Here is a 17,893-nt window from a genome sequence, read left to right as displayed (position 1 = left end):
CTCCCCATGCGAGAGTAGGGAACTGCCAGGCATCAAACAAAGCAGAAGGCCATCCGTAAGGATGGCCTTTTTGCGTTGCGGCAGATAAACGCCGGGCGGCATTACATTTGCCCGGCCTACAAACGCTACCTATCCTGCCTTAATGACTCTGTCGCTTTAACCACAGCTCTATAAAATCAGCTATCCCAGCCACATCCTTCAAATCCAGCACTGGAACGGCAGCGTCGATCGCGACATCACTGGCGATCGCAATCACATTGTCATCGATCTCCAGCTCCTCCAGCCGATGCCCGGCATCTGCCCGAAACAGCAGAATTTTCGCCACCGGCTCATGCTTGAAGCCCTCTACCAGCACCAGATCTAATTTCGTGCGATCCATTCTGCTGGCCAGAAACGTTAAGTTTAACGGCGCTTCATCCGGCGTCTCGGTCATCAGGGCCCACCGCTGCTGGCTGGCCACAAGCGTTTGTGCCGCACCCGCCTTGCGTAACTCATAGCTATCCTTGCCGGGCTTATCGACATCCATATTATGATGCGTATGCTTAATCAGGCCGGGACGGATGCCCCGTTCACAGAGAGCGGGGATCAGCTGCTTAAGCAGCGTGGTTTTCCCTGTACCACTCCATGCGGCTATCGCGAGGATCGGCTTCATTTTTTCTCCTGCCTGCCGGTGAGATCGTCCGGCGTATTGATATTAATAAATGCCGACCGGCAATTACTAAAGTCCACGGCATGGCCTCCCGCCTGGCGCATAAATACCATTACCCGCCGCTCACCGGATGCCAAATAAGCCGTAAGCTGCGGGATCGCCTGGCGATGAACCAGTGCAACGGTGGGATGATCGCGCTCACCGTCGGACACCCATACTACTGGCGCATCCCTACGTTCAGAAGCCAACCGCGCTGCCAAATCGGATGGTATGCCTGGGGTATCGCACGGACAAAACAGGAACCAGTCGGCAGTGGTCTGTTGCATAACGGCCAGCATACCGGCTAACGGACCGGGGAAGTTATCCAGCGTATCTTCAATGACCATCAGACCGCTTGCCCTATAGCGATCAAGGTTGCGGTTAGCGCTTAATACAACATGATCTACCTGCGTAGCCAGCCTGCTTGCAACATGCTGCCAAAGTGGAATGCCGTTGAGCAGCAATAATCCTTTGTCTTCCCCACCCATACGCGACGCTCTGCCGCCAGCCAGTACGACACCCGTAATGTCTAGTCCACTATTCACTAATATCGCCTCTTTTATTGTGGGTTTGACCCTGCTAACGTGTCTCTCTCAAGAGTAAGGAGCACTGGCCATGAAATGTAAACGTCTGAACGAAGTTATTGAACTCCTCCAGCCCGCCTGGCAAAAGGAGCCCGAGCTTAACCTGATGCAATTTTTGCAAAAACTGGCGCAGGAGTCAGGCTATGACGGTGAGTTAACCGATCTTTCTGACGACATCCTGATCTATCACCTTAAAATGCGCGACGCAGCAAAGGATGCTGTTATTCCTGGTATTCAGAAAGATTACGAAGAAGATTTCAAAACAGCCCTGCTGCGCGCCCGGGGCGTAATTAAAGAGTAAAAGGTTGTAAGTGGTGCAACGGAAAACGCTACGAAATGATATCCTGAACTATTCGTAGTATTTTCCGGATGATGGGATGAACGACAACGCTTTTACTTTCCAGACGCTACACCCGGATACCATCATGGATGCGCTGTTTGAACAGGGGATCCGGGTGGATTCCGGCCTTACCCCACTTAACAGCTACGAAAACCGTGTCTATCAATTTCAGGATGAAGATCGCCGCCGTTACGTGGTGAAATTCTATCGTCCGCAGCGCTGGTCGGTAGCGCAAATCAGCGAAGAGCACCAGTTCGCCCATGAGCTGATGAACGATGAGGTTCCGGTTGCGGCCCCGCTTGAATTTAACGGCCAGACGCTGCTGACCCATCAGGGATACTGCTACGCCATATTCCCCAGCCTCGGCGGTCGTCAGTTCGAAGCCGATAATCTGGATCAGATGGAGTGGGTTGCGCGCTATCTTGGCCGCCTGCATCAAACCGGGCGTAAAAAAGTCTTCACCCACCGCCCCTCTATTGACGTCAATGAGTACCTGATTGAGCCTCGTAAACTCTTCGAACAGTCGGCGCTTATTCCCTCTGGTCTGAAAGCAGCGTTTCTTAACGCCACGGATTCCCTTATCGAGGCGGTAATGGCGCAGTGGCATACGCGTTTCGATCTGCTGCGCCTTCATGGCGATTGTCATGCCGGGAACATTCTCTGGCGTGACGGGCCACTGTTTGTCGATCTCGACGATGCGCGTAACGGCCCTGCGGTTCAGGATCTGTGGATGCTGCTCAACGGCGACAAAGCCGAGCGGCGTATGCAGCTTGAGACGATTATTGAGGCCTATGAAGAGTTTAGCGAGTTCAATACTAATGAAATCGCGCTCATCGAACCTTTACGCGCCATGCGTATGGTCTATTATCTGGCATGGCTGATCCGCCGCTGGGACGATCCCGCATTCCCCAAAAATTTCCCGTGGCTTACCGGGGAAGACTATTGGCACAGGCAAACTCTGACTTTTATTGAGCAGGTTAAGGTTCTGCAAGAACCGCCTCTGCAACTTACGCCGATGTATTAATTTGACACTTTCAGGAGAGTATTAACCATGAAGAAAATTTGGCTGGCGCTGGCAGGTCTCATTCTGGCATTTAGCGCGTCTGCGGCTCAGTTTACCGAAGGAAAACAGTACATCGCCCTTGATAAACCGGCGGTGGGAGAGCCGCAGGTGCTGGAGTTCTTCTCCTTCTACTGCCCGCACTGCTACGATTTTGAACGCGTATGGCACGTTTCTGATACGGTGAAACAGCAGCTGCCGGAAGGCACTAAAATGACGAAATACCACGTCGAGTTTCTGGGTCCCTTGGGTAAAGATCTGACTCAGGCCTGGGCTGTCGCGATGGCGCTGGGTGTAGAAGATAAGATCACCGCTCCGATGTTTGAAGCGGTGCAGAAAACCCAGACCGTCACCTCCGTAGCCGATATCCGTAAGGTATTTGTTGATGCGGGTATTAAAGGCGAAGACTACGATGCCGCGTGGAACAGCTTTGTGGTGAAATCTCTGGTTGCCCAGCAGGAGAAAGCGGCTGCCGATCTGCAGCTGCAGGGCGTTCCAGCCATGTTTGTCAACGGCAAGTATCAGGTTAACCCGCAGGGAATGGATACCAGCAGCATGGACGTTTTCGTCCAGCAGTATGCTGCAACGGTAAAATATCTGGTTGGCCAGAAGTAATCATAAAGCCGGTCAATGACCGGCTTTTTTATCCTTTCTGTAGTACGACATATTGATGTTGTTCAAAAACAGCCCGCAGGACGAATTAAGGTTAACTGACGGCTCGCCGTACCAATCAAACGCATGGGCAAAAGCTTATATCCACATGGAGTAAACTGCCGCTTAACGGACATAAGGATCGCGATCCTTTTTATATCTCTATAATATTAAAAGAAAAATAAACAACCCCGCCAATTTTACATGGTCTATTATTTCTTCAGCAAAAAAGCATGCACAAAGTTATCCACAGGATAATAATGCGAACGATCGCGACGATCCGGAAATCTTTTCCACGAATTACCGCGAAAAACTCAAGTTTTCGTCCGGTATGTGGCATCCTTTAACCATAAATTATTAAACAGGCACGGATAACATGGTTCAGATCCCAGAAAACCCGCTAATCCTCGTTGATGGCTCGTCATACCTCTATCGCGCTTATCACGCGTTCCCACCGCTGACCAATAGCGCGGGAGAGCCAACCGGCGCAATGTATGGGGTGCTGAACATGCTCAGAAGCTTGATCCTGCAGTATCAGCCTACGCATGCCGCGGTGGTGTTCGATGCTAAAGGGAAGACCTTCCGTGACGAACTGTTTGAGCACTATAAATCCCACCGTCCGCCAATGCCTGATGATTTGCGCTCGCAGATAGAGCCGCTGCATGCGATGGTCAAAGCGATGGGCCTGCCGCTGATGGCCATTTCCGGCGTTGAGGCGGATGATGTTATCGGTACGCTAGCCCTCGAGGCCGAAAAAATGGGACGCCCGGTACTCATCAGCACCGGTGATAAAGATATGGCTCAGCTGGTCACGCCGAACGTGACGCTGATTAACACCATGACCAACACCATTCTCGGCCCGGAGGAGGTGATCGCAAAATATGGCGTGCCGCCTGAGCTGATCATCGATTTTCTTGCCCTGATGGGTGACTCCTCCGATAACATCCCCGGCGTGCCTGGCGTGGGTGAAAAAACGGCGCAGGCGCTGCTGCAGGGGCTGGGCGGTCTGGAAATGCTGCTTAATGAGTCCGATAAAATTGCCAGCCTCAGCTTCCGCGGCGCAAAAACGATGGCGGCGAAGCTGGAGCAGAATAAAGAGGTTGCCCGTCTCTCCTATCAGCTGGCGACCATCAAGACCGACGTTGAGCTGGATCTCACCTGTGAACAGCTGACGGTACAGCAGCCTGCTGCAGATGAGCTGCTGAGCCTGTTTAAACGATACGAATTCAAACGCTGGACGGCGGATGTTGAAGCGGGGACATGGCTGCAGGGTAAAGGGGCAAAACCGGCCGCGAAGCCACAGGCCGCCCCGGTCGTTGAAGTTGAAGATGATGAGCCAGCCACGCCGCTCTCCGCAGAGCACTATGTCACCATCCTTGATGAGCCGACGCTGAACGAGTGGATTGCGCGGCTGAAAAAGGCGCCGGTGTTTGCCTTCGATACCGAAACGGATAGCCTGGACAATGTCAGCGCCCAGCTGGTGGGGCTGTCGTTTGCTACGGAGCCGGGCCTGGCGGCCTACGTGCCGGTTGCCCACGACTACCTGGATGCACCAGAGCAGCTCTCCCGCGAGCGGGTTCTGGAGCTGTTAAAGCCGATTCTGGAAGATGAAAAAGCGTTGAAGGTGGGGCAGAACCTGAAATTCGATCGCGGCATTTTACAGAACTACGGCATTGAGCTGCGCGGCATCGCTTTTGACACCATGCTCGAGTCTTATATTCTCGACAGCGTTGCCGGACGTCATGATATGGACAGCCTCTCCGATCGCTGGCTGAAGCACCAGACCGTGACCTTTGAGCAGATCGCTGGCAAAGGTAAAAACCAGCTGACCTTTAACCAGATTGCACTGGAAGAGGCCGGGCACTATGCGGCGGAAGACGCTGACGTCACCCTGCAGCTGCATCTTAAGATGTGGCCAAAGCTGGAGAAGCATGCGGGCCCGCTGAATATTTTCCAGAACATTGAGATGCCGCTGGTGCCGGTGCTCTCTCGCATCGAGCGTAACGGAGTGAAGATCGATCCGGCGGTACTGCACAAGCACTCCGGTGAGATCACCCTGCGTCTGGCCGAGCTGGAGAAAAAGGCCCATGAGATCGCTGGCGAAGCGTTTAACCTCTCTTCAACCAAACAGCTGCAGGTTATCCTGTTTGAAAAGCAGGGCATTAAGCCGCTGAAGAAGACGCCGGGCGGCGCACCGTCAACCTCTGAAGAGGTACTGGAAGAGCTGGCGCTGGACTATCCGCTGCCGAAGGTCATTCTGGAGCATCGCGGGCTGTCAAAGCTGAAATCGACCTATACCGATAAGCTGCCGCTGATGATCAACCCTAAAACCGGGCGCGTGCACACCTCCTACCACCAGGCGGTCACCGCAACAGGACGGCTCTCCTCCACCGATCCGAACCTGCAGAATATCCCCGTGCGTAACGAGGAGGGACGACGCATCCGCCAGGCGTTTATCGCCCCGGAGGATTACGTCATCGTCTCTGCGGACTACTCACAGATCGAGCTACGCATTATGGCGCACCTGTCGCGCGATAAAGGGCTACTCTCCGCCTTTGCCGAGGGTCAGGATATCCACCGCGCCACGGCGGCTGAGGTATTTGGCATGCCGCTAGAGAGCGTATCGAACGATCAGCGCCGCAGCGCGAAGGCGATCAACTTTGGTCTGATCTACGGCATGAGCGCTTTTGGTCTGTCGCGCCAGCTAAACATCCCGCGCAAAGAGTCGCAGCGTTACATGGATCTCTACTTTGAGCGCTATCCGGGCGTGCGTGAGTATATGGAGCGCACCCGTGCCCAGGCGAAAGAGCAGGGCTACGTTGAAACGTTAGAGGGGCGTCGCCTCTATCTGCCGGACATCAAATCCAGCAATGCTGCGCGCCGCGCTGGCGCTGAGCGTGCTGCGATTAACGCTCCGATGCAGGGCACGGCGGCAGATATCATCAAGCGGGCAATGATAGCCGTGGATGCCTGGCTACAGGCGGCGCAGCCGCGCGTGCGTATGATTATGCAGGTTCACGATGAACTGGTGTTTGAAGTGCATAAAGACGATGTGGACCAGGTTTCCCAGAAGATCCATGAGCTGATGGAGAACAGCACCCAGCTGGATGTTCCGTTGCTGGTGGAGGTGGGCAGTGGTGAAAACTGGGATCTCGCGCACTAAGCTCTGGGGCAATGACGCGGTTTTATGTAAGTAAGCAACATAAGATAGAGCTTTTTGTGATGATCATTAGAATTACCTATGTAAAGAATGAAAAAAAATTACAAAAAGCGTTTGTAACTGTCTAAAAAAAGAGTAGAGTTAAAGGCGTAGGGTACAGAGGTAAGATGTTCTATCTTTCAGACCTTTTACTTCACGTAATCGGATTTGGCTGAATATTTAGCCGCCCCAGTCAGTAATGACTGGGGCGTTTTTTATTGGCTTACGCTTCGGCGTCCGCTTCCGTTACCGGCGTTAAATCGCTAAACCAGCTATCCAGCTTCGCCCGCAGCTTGTCCACGCCCAGCTTCTTCAGGGATGAAAACGCTTCAACCTGAACGTCACCGTTAAAGGCCAGAACCGCTTCACGCACCATATTCAACTGTGACTTCCGCGCACCGCTCGCCAGCTTATCGGCCTTGGTCAGCAGCACCAGTACCTGAATATTGCTCTCAACGGCCCACTGGATCATCTGCTGATCGAGATCCTTGAGCGGATGGCGAATGTCCATCAGGATCACCACGCCCTGCAGACACTGACGCTTCTCCAGATATTCGCCCAGCGCGCGCTGCCATTTGATCTTCATCTCTTCCGGCACTTCGGCGTAGCCGTAGCCGGGCAGGTCAACAAGACGCTTGCCGTCTGCCACTTCAAACAGGTTGATCAGCTGGGTACGGCCCGGCGTCTTGGAGGTGCGTGCCAGGCTCTTCTGATGGGTCAGGGTGTTCAGGGCGCTCGATTTACCCGCGTTGGAACGGCCGGCAAAGGCCACTTCTATTCCGGTATCGGCAGGTAAGTGGCGAATATCAGGCGCGCTGGTGACAAAGTGCGTCTGTTGATAATTCAAATTAGTCAAAGCGGTCGTCTCCATAAGTAAAGCTTTGGGGGATTATACCTGAACGCAGGAAAAAGGCGGCTTTTCTCGCCATCCCTCTTTGACTGCCGCGCTGGCTATAGACCCTGTAAGATATTGACGACTCTACGCTTGCGATATTTCAGAGTAATTGCAGGTTTCAGAAAGGGTGAATTCCTTTTAAATCAAATAGTTGATTGATTAGAATTTTCCGAATTTAGCCTTTTATGCCTTTTTGCGTCTTGTCACTTTTTTTGAACAAGGTAAAGTATCTGGCAAAGGCGAGGAGCGCCGGGGATTGTGACTTAAGGAAAAGGGGTCAGGAGCGCCAGGAGGCGAAGACGCTGGATAGCCAGGATGGCAAACGTCAGGAGACGTGATACACAGGGAAATGGACCGCAACAGGGAACGTTCATGCTAAGGGATAAACAGGGTCGGTTGTAAGCAAACACGGAATAGTTAACCCGCTGAGGGTGGGTGGTCAAGAAAAAAGGCGACAGTTTACTCTGTCGCCTTTTTTCTTTGCTTGCTTTCTGCTAGATTCCGCCGCAATTCTATACTGAATAAAACGGCTTAAAGACCAACTATGATGAATAAACCCGCATCGTCTCCGCGTGGCAAAGGCCCCGCAAAAGCGCGCCGCAAAACGCGCGATGAAATCAATCAGGAAGCTCGCGACCGTAAGCGTGAGAAAAAGCATCGCGGCAACGCGGCAGGCAGCCGTGCTACCGGCAACGATAGCGCATCCGGCTCTCGTGGCCAGAAGCAGCAGAAAGATCCCCGTATCGGCAGTAAAACCCCCGTACCGTTGGGCGTAACAGCTACTCCGGTCACGCGTCAGCAAAAACCTAAGAGCGAGAAACCTATGCTTTCACCGCAGGCTGAACTGGATATGCTGGAAACTGATGAGCGCCTGGATGCGCTGCTGGAACGTCTGGAGGATGGCGACACCCTGAGCGCAGAAGATCAGGCGTGGGTTGACGCTAAACTGGACCGCATTGACGCGCTGATGCAGCAGCTCGGTCTCTCCTATGACGATGAAGAAGACGAAGAAGAGGAAGAGGAGAAAGAGGATATGATGCGCCTGCTCAAAGGCGGCAACTAATCCCTGGACAACTCGCTTTACAGCATGGGCTTGCTCGTCCTGCTTATAACCCTTCCGGTTATGTGTTATCTGGCGTGGTTATTCGTTAAACTACGACGGTTGTCGCAGCGACAGAAATGGCTGCGCAACCGGCTTGCACTTCGTCATGGAGGCAGGCCAGGCCGTCGTCGTCGTCAGCGGCGCTACCCGAAGGAGTGAGCATGTCTTCGCAGTTAATCGACTGGGATCTGGCCCTGATCCAGAAATATAACTATTCCGGGCCGCGTTATACCTCATACCCGACCGCCCTTGAGTTCGCCGATACCTTTGGCGAAGCGGATTTTCAGCAGGCCGTTGCTCGCTATCCTGAGCGTGCGCTGTCGCTCTACGTGCATATCCCGTTCTGTCACCGGCTGTGCTACTTCTGCGGCTGCAATAAGATCGTCACCCGCCAGCAGCATAAGGCAGACCAGTATCTCGACGCGCTTGAGCAGGAAATTATCCACCGCGCGCCGCTGTTTACCGGTCGCCGGGTCAGCCAGCTGCACTGGGGCGGCGGGACGCCTACCTACCTGAACAAAGCGCAAATTAGTCGCCTGATGGGGCTGCTGCGCCACCACTTCAATTTTAACGCCGATGCCGAAATCTCTATTGAGGTTGACCCGCGTGAGATCGAGCTGAACGTGCTCGACCATCTGCGCGCCGAGGGCTTTAACCGCCTGAGCATGGGCGTGCAGGACTTCAACAAAGAGGTGCAGCGGCTGGTCAACCGGGAGCAGGATGAAGCGTTTATCTTTGCGCTGTTACGGCATGCGCGCGAGATTGGCTTCACCTCTACCAATATCGATCTGATCTACGGTCTGCCGAAGCAGACGCCGGAGAGCTTCGCCTTCACCCTGAAACGTGTCGGAGAGCTAAACCCCGATAGGCTGAGCGTATTCAACTATGCGCACCTGCCGACGCTCTTCGCTGCGCAGCGGAAGATTAAGGACGCCGATCTGCCCTCGGCGCAGCAGAAGCTGGATATTCTGCAGCAGACGATTACCTCGCTCACCGAGGAGGGCTATCAGTTCATCGGTATGGATCACTTTGCACGCCCGGATGACGAGCTGGCCGTGGCCCAGCGCGAAGGGGTACTGCACCGTAACTTTCAGGGCTATACCACCCAGGGCGATAGTGACCTGCTGGGCATGGGCGTTTCAGCCATCAGCATGATTGGCGACTGCTACGCGCAGAACCAGAAAGAGCTGAAGCACTACTATCAGCAGGTAGATGAGACCGGTAATGCACTGTGGCGGGGCATTGCCCTGACAAGAGATGACTGCATCCGCCGGGATGTCATCAAGTCGCTGATCTGCAACTTCCGTCTGGATTTTAGTGCGGTAGAAAAAGAGTGGGATCTCGATTTCGCCGACTACTTTGCGGAAGATTTAAACTTGCTTGCCCCGTTAGCAAAAGACGGGCTGGTGGCGGTGGATGCGCACGGCATTCAGGTGACGGCGAAAGGCCGACTGCTGATCCGCAATATCTGCATGTGCTTTGATGCCTATCTACGCCAGAAGGCGCGACTGCAGCAGTTCTCTCGCGTGATTTAACAGATCAGGATCTGTATGCCCGGTAGGCATCGCGCCACCGGGCGTTTTATCTGCTACTCCATCCCTAACTCTTTCAGCTTGCGCGTCAGGGTATTACGTCCCCAGCCGAGCAATCTTGCGGCTTCCTGCTTATGTCCCTGGGTATGACGCAGGGCGGTAGTGAGCAGAGTACGCTCCATCTCCGGTTGCGCCTCAGAGAGCAGGTTTTGATGACCGGAACGCAGCGCGCGGTCCGCCCACTGCGCCAGCAGCGTGGCCCAGTTATCCGGCAGCGTCTGAGTCGGGCTGTCGGGTATCGTGGTTTCAAACAGCTCGCTGGGGAGATCCTGGATCAGCACCTCCTGACCCGCGGCCATCACCGTCAGCCAGCGGCAGGTGTTCTCTAGCTGACGGACGTTGCCTGGCCAGGCGACGCGGGTCAACGCCGCCTCGGTCTCCGGATGCAGCTGCTTGGCTTCTACGCCCAGCTCGCGGGCGGCCACCTGTAAAAAATGACGCGCCAGGCGGGGGATATCTTCCCGGCGCTCACGCAGGGGCGGGAGATGCACGCGGATCACGTTCAGACGATGGAAGAGATCCTCCCGGAACTTACCCTCCTGCACCCGCAGCTCAAGGTTCTGATGGGTGGCGGCAATGATGCGCACGTCTACTTTCACCGGGGCATAGCCGCCGACGCGGTAAAACTGTCCGTCCGCCAGCACGCGTAACAGGCGCGTCTGCACGTCCAGCGGCATATCGCCAATCTCGTCCAGGAACAGCGTGCCGCCGTCGGCCTGCTCAAAACGCCCCTGTCGGACGGTATTTGCGCCGGTAAACGCCCCCTTCTCATGACCAAACAGCTCGGACTCAATAAGATCCTTTGGAATAGCAGCCATGTTGAGGGCGATAAAGGGCGCTTTAACCCGTGGACTATGGCGATGCAGCGCATGGGCGACCAGCTCTTTACCGGTCCCGGACTCGCCGTTGATCAGCACGCTAATCGAGGAGCGGGAGAGGCGGCCAATGATGCGAAACACGTCCTGCATCGCGGGCGCTTCGCCGATGATATCCGCTGTCGGGCCAAACACCTGCACGTTGCGCGGCTGCTGTTGCTCCTGGTAGTGGCTGATGGCTCGCTCAACCAGCGCGACCGCCTCGTCGATGTCGAACGGTTTAGGCAGGTAGTCAAAGGCTCCCTGCTGGTAGGCGCTAACGGCCGCGTCGAGATCGGAGTGCGCAGTCATAATGATGACCGGGAGCATAGGGTGACGCTGTTTGATCTGCTTCAGCAGCGCCAGACCGTCCATGCCCGGCATGCGAATATCCGACAGCAGCACGTCCGGGGTTTTGGTGGTCAGCGCGTCGAGCACCTCGTTACCACTTTCAAATGTTGTACAACTCAAGCCAGCCCCCGTCAGGGCGCGTTCAAGCACCCAGCGAATGGAGCTATCGTCATCAACAATCCACGCTATCCCTCGTTGCATCATCGTCACCTTTATTTTTTAATTGGCAGGTAAACCGAAAACTCGGTATGACCCGGCCAACTGGTAAATTCAATTTTGCCGGAGTGTTGATCAATCAAACTGCGGGCAATTGACAGCCCAAGCCCGGTCCCACCTTCGCGCCCGCTCACCATCGGATAAAATAGCGTGTCCTGCAGGTGTGACGGGATACCCGGCCCGTTGTCCTCAACGTCAATACGTGCCGCCAGACGATAGCGCGTGCCGTGCAGCGTGAGCTGGAAGGCCGTGCGCGTGCGCAGCGTAATTTCGCCGCCCTCTGGCCCCAGCGCCTGCAGGGCGTTGCGCACGATATTCAGCAGAACCTGCTCAATCTGATCGGGATCGTGCGGTAGCTCCGGCAGGCTGGGATCATAATCACGCACCAGGGTGACGTTCTCCGGCAGCTCCATCGAGACCAGCTTCACCACGCGCTCGGCGACTTTATGAATGCTCTCGGTCACATGCATACCCGGATGCTGCGGCCCCAGCAGGCGATCCACCAGGTTACGCAGCCGGTCCGCCTGCTCAATAATGACTTTGGTGTACTCGGTTAGCGCCGGATCGGGCAGCGCTTTGCTCAGCAGCTGCGCTGCACCGCGCAGGCCACCCAGCGGGTTTTTAATCTCATGGGCAAGGCCGCGGACCAGATCGCGTGCGGCGACCTGCTGGGCCTGCTGAAGCTGCTCCTGGCTCAGGCGGCGCTGGTTATCCATCGGTGCCATCTCCAGCAGGATCAGCCCCTCAGGCAGCCTCTGTGCCGTCACGGAGAGAATGTGCGAGCGGGCATCGATCACCAGGGTGACTTCGTTATCCGTGAACCCTTGTCCGGCCTCCAGGCTCTCCTGCATCAGGGCGACGTTCAAGGAGAAGTAGCTCAGCAGCTCCGGCAGGGGTGTACCAAACAGCTTGCGTGAGCTTTGTGCCAGCAGCTGCTGAGCGGCGGGGTTCGCGTAGTGAATCGCCAGCTCGTCATCAACCAGTAGAATGCTGTTGATTAAAGAGTTGAGGATCTGCCCAGCATCGGGCAGCGTGCCAGTTGCCATTAAGCAGTCTCCTGAAATGAGTTGCACTGTTTTAGTGCATTATAGCTTTTTATGGTTAAAAAGCGCGTAATATCAGATTGTTGGCGGAGAAAAAAGCCCATCAGGGATGGGCTAAAGTTTCCACGGCAACTAAAATTCTCGGCGTCTTTTTTGCTCCAGCAGGGCCGGAGCAAAAATTGGCTGAGCATTACTCAATAAAAAATTAAACGCTGTAGTAGAGTTCGAACTCAACCGGGTGCGGCGTCATGCGAACGCGGTCGTTCTCTTCAATACGCAGGGCGATGTAGGCATCGATCGCGTCGTTAGTGAATACGCCGCCTGCGGTCAGGAACTCGCGGTCTGCATCAAGCGCCTGCAGGGCCTCTTCCAGGGAGCCAGCAACCTGCGGTACTTCTTTCGCCTCTTCCGGCGGCAGGTCGTACAGGTTTTTGTCCATTGCTTCGCCCGGGTGGATCTTGTTCTTGATACCGTCAAGGCCAGCCATCAGCAGGGCAGCGAAGCACAGGTACGGGTTAGCAGCCGGGTCCGGGAAGCGCACTTCGATACGACGCGCTTTCGGCGAGGTCACTACCGGAATACGGATAGAGGCAGAGCGGTTACGGGCAGAGTAGGCCAGCATAACCGGTGCTTCGTAACCCGGGACCAGACGCTTGTAGGAGTTGGTGGTCGGGTTCGCCAGGGCGTTGATCGCTTTTGCGTGTTTGATTACGCCGCCAATGTAGTACAGGGCTTCTTCAGACAGGCCAGCATATTTGTCGCCAGAGAACAGGTTGGTACCGTTCTTAGACAGAGACATGTGGCAGTGCATGCCGGAGCCGTTATCGCCGAACATCGGTTTTGGCATAAAGGTCGCGGTTTTGCCGAAGCGGTGCGCAACGTTGTGCACGACATATTTGTAGATCTGAATTTCGTCCGCTTTTTTGGTCATGGTGTTGAAGCGGGTCGCCACTTCGTTCTGACCTGCGGTTGCCACTTCGTGGTGGTGTGCTTCAACCACCAGGCCCATCTCTTCCATTACCAGACACATGGTAGAGCGGATGTCCTGAGAGGAGTCAACCGGCGGAACCGGGAAGTAACCGCCTTTCACTGCCGGACGGTGACCTTTGTTACCACCTTCGTATTTGGTGGAGGTGTTCCATGCGCCTTCGATATCGTCGATAGCTACGTGGGAACCGGAGATGTTGGCACCAAAGCGAACGTCGTCGAACAGGAAGAACTCTGGCTCTGGCCCGAACAGAACGGTGTCTGCGATGCCGGTGGAGCGCAGGTACTCTTCAGCGCGTTTAGCGATGGAGCGCGGGTCGCGATCGTAGCCCTGCAGCGTGCCTGGCTCAAGGATATCGCAACGGATAATCAGGGTAGACTCTTCGAAGAACGGGTCAATAACAGCGGTAGAGGCGTCCGGCATCAGTACCATGTCGGATTCGTTGATGCCTTTCCAGCCACCAATCGAAGAACCATCAAACATTTTGCCTTCTTCAAAGAAGTCAGCATTAACCTGATGAGCTGGGATAGTGACATGCTGCTCTTTACCTTTGGTATCAGTGAAGCGCAGATCGATAAACTTCACTTCATGTTCGTTCAGCATCGTCAAAACGTGTTCAGCGGACATACTTAACTCTCCCGGAATTTTTGGTCGTCGTGGTAACGAGGTTCTACACTTTATAAGTGGCATAATCGCCTTGCATAAGATAAAGCGAAATCTGTGCCAACTTTTAAAACACCCCCAAAAGGCGCTATCATGCACGTCATAGTGCAAAAGGGCTGCACCATAATGGATATCTTGCATCAATATAGTGCATCTGCGCGATCGTAGTGCACTATATTGGTGCAATTTACATTAAGGCGGCTCTCTACCGCTCCGTGAAACCGATCACAAAGCCCTACTTTCTATATTGTTTGTAAAGGTTCTTTGTGATCCTGTTCTGTACTGCGATTAATACGTGTACAATAACGCGCTATTTCTAATGCCTGAGGCAAAGTTGTGATCGAAAATTTGCGTAACATCGCCATCATTGCGCACGTTGACCACGGTAAAACGACCCTGGTTGACAAGCTGCTGCAGCAATCCGGTACCTTCAGCGAACGTGCTGAGACGACCGAACGCGTGATGGACTCCAACGATTTGGAGAAAGAGCGTGGGATTACCATCCTCGCGAAAAACACCGCTATTAAATGGAATGACTACCGTATCAACATCGTTGATACCCCGGGTCACGCCGACTTCGGTGGTGAAGTTGAACGTGTCATGTCCATGGTAGACTCCGTACTGCTGGTGGTCGATGCTATGGACGGCCCGATGCCGCAGACCCGCTTTGTAACGAAAAAAGCGTTTGCGCATGGCCTGAAGCCAATTGTCGTTATCAACAAGGTTGACCGTCCGGGCGCGCGTCCTGACTGGGTTGTCGATCAGGTCTTCGATCTGTTCGTTAACCTCGACGCCACCGACGAGCAGCTGGACTTCCCGATCATCTACGCATCGGCCCTGCAGGGCATTGCGGGTAACGACCACACTGACATGGCGGAAGATATGACCCCGCTGTATCAGGCGATCGTTGACCACGTCCCGGCGCCGAACGTTGACCTTGACGGTCCGTTCCAGATGCAGATCTCCCAGCTGGACTACAACAACTACGTTGGCGTTATCGGCATCGGCCGCATCAAGCGCGGTAAGGTGAAGCCGAACCAGCAGATCACCCTGATCGACAGCGAAGGTAAAACGCGCAACGGTAAAGTGGGTAAAGTACTGACCCACCTCGGTCTGGAGCGTATTGAGTCCACCGAAGCTGAAGCAGGCGATATCATCGCGATCACCGGTCTGGGCGAGCTGAACATCTCCGACACCCTTTGCGATCCGCAAAACGTCGAAGCGCTGCCGGCACTCTCTGTTGATGAGCCGACCGTAACCATGTTCTTCAACGTCAACACCTCACCGTTCTGCGGTAAAGAAGGTAAGTTTGTGACTTCGCGTCAGATCCTTGACCGTCTGAACAAAGAGCTGGTGCACAACGTGGCGCTGCGTGTAGAAGAGACTGAAGATGCGGACGCATTCCGCGTATCCGGTCGTGGCGAGCTGCACCTCTCTGTACTGATCGAAAACATGCGTCGTGAAGGCTTCGAACTGGCTGTGTCCCGTCCGAAAGTTATCAACCGTATGATCGATGGCCGTATGCAAGAGCCGTTCGAGAACGTGACGCTGGATATCGAAGAGCAGCATCAGGGCGCGGTTATGCAGGCGATGGGCGAGCGTAAGGGCGATGTCAAAGACATGATCCCTGACGGTAAAGGCCGTATTCGTCTGGACTACCTGATCCCGGCACGTGGCCTGATCGGCTTCCGTACCGAGTTCATGACCATGACCTCCGGTACCGGTCTGCTGTACTCCACCTTCAGCCACTACGACGACGTGCGTCCGGGCGAAATCGGCCAGCGTAACAACGGCGTGCTGATCTCCAACGGCCAGGGTAAAGCAGTCGCATTCGCGCTGTTCAGCCTGCAGGATCGCGGTAAGCTCTTCCTGGGTCACGGTGCTGAAGTGTATGAAGGCCAGATCATCGGTATTCACAGCCGTTCTAACGACCTGACCGTAAACTGTCTGACCGGTAAGAAACTGACCAACATGCGTGCGTCGGGTACCGACGAAGCAACGGTTCTGGTTCCGCCGATCAAAATGTCTCTGGAGCAGGCGCTTGAGTTCATCGATGACGACGAACTGGTAGAAGTCACCCCGACCTCTGTCCGTATCCGTAAACGTCACCTGACCGAGAACGACCGTAAACGTGCGATGCGTGGTCCTCGCGACGCGTAATCTGTTTTTCGCATGACGATAAAAGCCGCTGATATTCAGCGGCTTTTTTTATGCAATGCGGGCAGGGGGAGTCGCTCGGTCTTTGGTATCGCTGGCGGAGAAAGCGGATTTTTTGCGTTGCGCAATTTCAGCGATAATAAAAGCGAAACGCTGTTCATTGAGCTTATAGAAAAGTCCCATGATAACGGCAGCCATTATCGCCAGTCCGCAAGGCCAGAGGAATATCAGCTGACGTAAGCCCAATAGCGTAGCGGCGCTTTGCACGGCATTAGGAATATAACCAATTTCCATCAGCATGATGCCCGGCAGGAAACCGGCAAGCGCGGCAGAGATCTTGCGTGAGAAAGTATAGCCGGTATAGACCGACCCCTCTGCACGGATACCTGTTTTCCACTCGCCATAGTCTACGGTATCCGGTACCAGGGCCCAGTTCAGGCTATTTACAAAGGCGGTCCCGAAAAACGCCATGCAGGAAAAGAGTACAAACCATAGCGAACTGCTGCCCCAGATATAGTTCAGTATGTCGCCTATCGCCCATAGCATCAGCCCGCCTAAATAGACCTGCTTCTTACCAAAGCGTTTTACCGCGACGGGCACCAGGAGTACGCCCATCAAGATACAGCTCATACTGAAAAAGCCCATCCATGAGAGCAGCTTAATATCGTTGAGCACGTACTGGGTATAATAAACCTGGATCGCAAGTTTGATATTAAACGCGGCTAACGTACAGAGGTTAGCCAGACATAGCACCAACAGCGGTGGATTTCGAAAGATAGCGCAGAACGACTTTACAATACTCGGCTTGTGGTGACTGGGCGTGATTTCGACGTAGCGCTCTTTCACGCCGCTGTAGCACCACCACATACAGAGCAGCCCACAGGTGGTAAAGATCAGAGCCGCAACAAAATAGCCTAGAGACGGCTGGCTCACAAACAGTGCTTGAATCGGCATAAAGCCAACGGTACAGAGCAATAACCCTACCGTGGCCCCGCCCTGACGCCAGGCGGCAAGGTGGGCACGCTCATTCGGGTTTTTGGTGATGGCAGGAACCATAGCTCCATAGGAGCAATTCATTAGGCTATAAAACAGGCCAAATAACATAAACAGCACAGTAGCAATGGCCGTTTTCACCGTCAGGCTAAAATGATTTGTCATAAACTGCGCCGTAGCCACCAGGGCGACGGGTATGGAAGCGTAAAGAATAAACGGCCTGAATTTTCCTCTTACGCTCATGTTGCGTCGGGAGTCCAGCAACACGCCAGTCAGCATATCGGTAAACGCCGTGAAAAACTTTGCTACCAGGAAGATAATCCCGCCGTAAAATGCAGGCATACCTAACTCATCGGTATAAAACTTTAGCAAATAGAGTGTGCCAATACAGAGCATTAGGTTCGAGCCAAAATCGCCCATTCCATAGGCACATTTTTCGCGCAGGCTTAGTTTTAGGGTCAATGGATCAGGGAGGCGGTTCATAGTCGATCCTCATAGCGCCCTGAAGAGCGCTATC

At 54.4% G+C, this 17,893-nt stretch carries 14 protein-coding genes; 7 read left to right on the top strand and 7 right to left on the bottom strand.

The window, feature by feature from the left end; translation table 11 throughout:
- Positions 1-139: 139 nt before the first annotated feature.
- Positions 140-652: a molybdopterin-guanine dinucleotide biosynthesis protein MobB gene (gene mobB, locus RTX96_RS18385; RefSeq protein ID WP_312671750.1), complete on the bottom strand. Its 513-nt coding sequence runs from the start codon at positions 650-652 to the stop codon at positions 140-142.
- On the bottom strand, positions 649-1,233 hold the full coding sequence (gene mobA / locus RTX96_RS18380; RefSeq protein WP_312671749.1) for a molybdenum cofactor guanylyltransferase MobA: 585 nt from the start codon (positions 1,231-1,233) through the stop codon (positions 649-651). The genes mobB and mobA overlap by 4 nt, the downstream gene beginning before the upstream one ends.
- Before the next feature lie 70 nt (positions 1,234-1,303).
- On the opposite strand from mobA, the gene RTX96_RS18375 reads away from it, so the two are divergent.
- The 4 genes from RTX96_RS18375 to polA all read left to right on the top strand — a co-directional run bounded on the left by RTX96_RS18375 (position 1,304) and on the right by polA (position 6,486).
- Positions 1,304-1,573, top strand: a complete 270-nt coding sequence (locus RTX96_RS18375) for a YihD family protein (RefSeq protein WP_103821720.1) — start codon at positions 1,304-1,306, stop codon at positions 1,571-1,573.
- Positions 1,574-1,649: 76 nt separating this feature from the next.
- Positions 1,650-2,636 (top strand): serine/threonine protein kinase, encoded by a 987-nt coding sequence (locus tag RTX96_RS18370; RefSeq protein WP_312671748.1) that lies wholly within the window; start codon positions 1,650-1,652, stop codon positions 2,634-2,636.
- A gap of 27 nt (positions 2,637-2,663) precedes the next feature.
- Positions 2,664-3,287: a thiol:disulfide interchange protein DsbA gene (dsbA, locus tag RTX96_RS18365; RefSeq protein ID WP_268106321.1), complete on the top strand. Its 624-nt coding sequence runs from the start codon at positions 2,664-2,666 to the stop codon at positions 3,285-3,287.
- Positions 3,288-3,699: 412 nt separating this feature from the next.
- Positions 3,700-6,486 (top strand): DNA polymerase I, encoded by a 2,787-nt coding sequence (gene polA, locus RTX96_RS18360; RefSeq protein WP_312671747.1) that lies wholly within the window; start codon positions 3,700-3,702, stop codon positions 6,484-6,486.
- A gap of 259 nt (positions 6,487-6,745) precedes the next feature.
- Here polA and yihA read toward each other — a convergent pair whose 3' ends face one another.
- Positions 6,746-7,378 carry a ribosome biogenesis GTP-binding protein YihA/YsxC gene (gene yihA, locus RTX96_RS18355; RefSeq protein ID WP_181016670.1) on the bottom strand — a complete coding sequence of 211 codons (633 nt, stop codon included), beginning with the start codon at positions 7,376-7,378 and terminating at the stop codon, positions 6,746-6,748.
- A 586-nt stretch (positions 7,379-7,964) separates the two neighbouring features.
- Here yihA and yihI point away from each other — a divergent pair.
- Both yihI and hemN read left to right on the top strand, forming a co-directional pair.
- Positions 7,965-8,480 (top strand): Der GTPase-activating protein YihI, encoded by a 516-nt coding sequence (gene yihI / locus RTX96_RS18350; protein WP_103821723.1) that lies wholly within the window; start codon positions 7,965-7,967, stop codon positions 8,478-8,480.
- Between the two features lie 200 nt (positions 8,481-8,680).
- Entirely contained in the window at positions 8,681-10,054 is a 1,374-nt protein-coding gene (gene hemN, locus RTX96_RS18345) for an oxygen-independent coproporphyrinogen III oxidase (protein WP_312671746.1), read from the top strand.
- Between the two features lie 53 nt (positions 10,055-10,107).
- On the opposite strand, the gene glnG is transcribed toward hemN, so the two are convergent.
- From glnG to glnA, 3 genes are all read right to left on the bottom strand, one after another.
- Positions 10,108-11,517, bottom strand: coding sequence for a nitrogen regulation protein NR(I) (gene glnG / locus RTX96_RS18340; protein ID WP_103821714.1), 1,410 nt, complete (start codon positions 11,515-11,517; stop codon positions 10,108-10,110).
- An 11-nt stretch (positions 11,518-11,528) separates the two neighbouring features.
- Positions 11,529-12,578, bottom strand: coding sequence for a nitrogen regulation protein NR(II) (gene glnL / locus RTX96_RS18335; RefSeq protein WP_103821713.1), 1,050 nt, complete (start codon positions 12,576-12,578; stop codon positions 11,529-11,531).
- 202 nt (positions 12,579-12,780) lie between these two features.
- Complete coding sequence (gene glnA, locus RTX96_RS18330; RefSeq protein WP_103821712.1) at positions 12,781-14,190, bottom strand: glutamate--ammonia ligase; 1,410 nt, start codon at positions 14,188-14,190, stop codon at positions 12,781-12,783.
- Positions 14,191-14,562: 372 nt separating this feature from the next.
- Here glnA and typA point away from each other — a divergent pair, with 372 nt between their 5' ends.
- Positions 14,563-16,386 (top strand): ribosome-dependent GTPase TypA, encoded by a 1,824-nt coding sequence (gene typA, locus RTX96_RS18325; protein WP_103821711.1) that lies wholly within the window; start codon positions 14,563-14,565, stop codon positions 16,384-16,386.
- A 48-nt stretch (positions 16,387-16,434) separates the two neighbouring features.
- Here the strand turns inward: typA and RTX96_RS18320 are convergent, their stop codons facing one another.
- Positions 16,435-17,859 (bottom strand): MFS transporter, encoded by a 1,425-nt coding sequence (locus RTX96_RS18320; RefSeq protein WP_312671745.1) that lies wholly within the window; start codon positions 17,857-17,859, stop codon positions 16,435-16,437.
- Between the last annotated feature and the right edge of the window lie 34 nt (positions 17,860-17,893).

It is taken from the genome of Pseudescherichia sp. (assembly GCF_032052675.1).
Taxonomy (GTDB): Bacteria; Pseudomonadota; Gammaproteobacteria; order Enterobacterales; family Enterobacteriaceae; genus Pseudescherichia.
This window is presented reverse-complemented; position numbering and strand designations above follow the sequence as displayed.

Bases quoted from the DNA above. Each gene is read 5' to 3' on its own strand.
- mobB (WP_312671750.1), bottom strand. From the start codon at position 652: ATGAAGCCGATCCTCGCGATAGCCGCATGGAGTGGTACAGGGAAAACC.
- RTX96_RS18375 (WP_103821720.1), top strand. From the start codon at position 1,304: ATGAAATGTAAACGTCTGAACGAAGTTATTGAACTCCTCCAGCCCGCC.
- RTX96_RS18370 (WP_312671748.1), top strand. From the start codon at position 1,650: ATGAACGACAACGCTTTTACTTTCCAGACGCTACACCCGGATACCATC.
- dsbA (WP_268106321.1), top strand. From the start codon at position 2,664: ATGAAGAAAATTTGGCTGGCGCTGGCAGGTCTCATTCTGGCATTTAGC.
- polA (WP_312671747.1), top strand. From the start codon at position 3,700: ATGGTTCAGATCCCAGAAAACCCGCTAATCCTCGTTGATGGCTCGTCA.
- yihI (WP_103821723.1), top strand. From the start codon at position 7,965: ATGAATAAACCCGCATCGTCTCCGCGTGGCAAAGGCCCCGCAAAAGCG.
- hemN (WP_312671746.1), top strand. From the start codon at position 8,681: ATGTCTTCGCAGTTAATCGACTGGGATCTGGCCCTGATCCAGAAATAT.
- glnG (WP_103821714.1), bottom strand. From the start codon at position 11,517: ATGCAACGAGGGATAGCGTGGATTGTTGATGACGATAGCTCCATTCGC.
- glnL (WP_103821713.1), bottom strand. From the start codon at position 12,578: ATGGCAACTGGCACGCTGCCCGATGCTGGGCAGATCCTCAACTCTTTA.
- glnA (WP_103821712.1), bottom strand. From the start codon at position 14,190: ATGTCCGCTGAACACGTTTTGACGATGCTGAACGAACATGAAGTGAAG.
- RTX96_RS18320 (WP_312671745.1), bottom strand. From the start codon at position 17,859: ATGAACCGCCTCCCTGATCCATTGACCCTAAAACTAAGCCTGCGCGAA.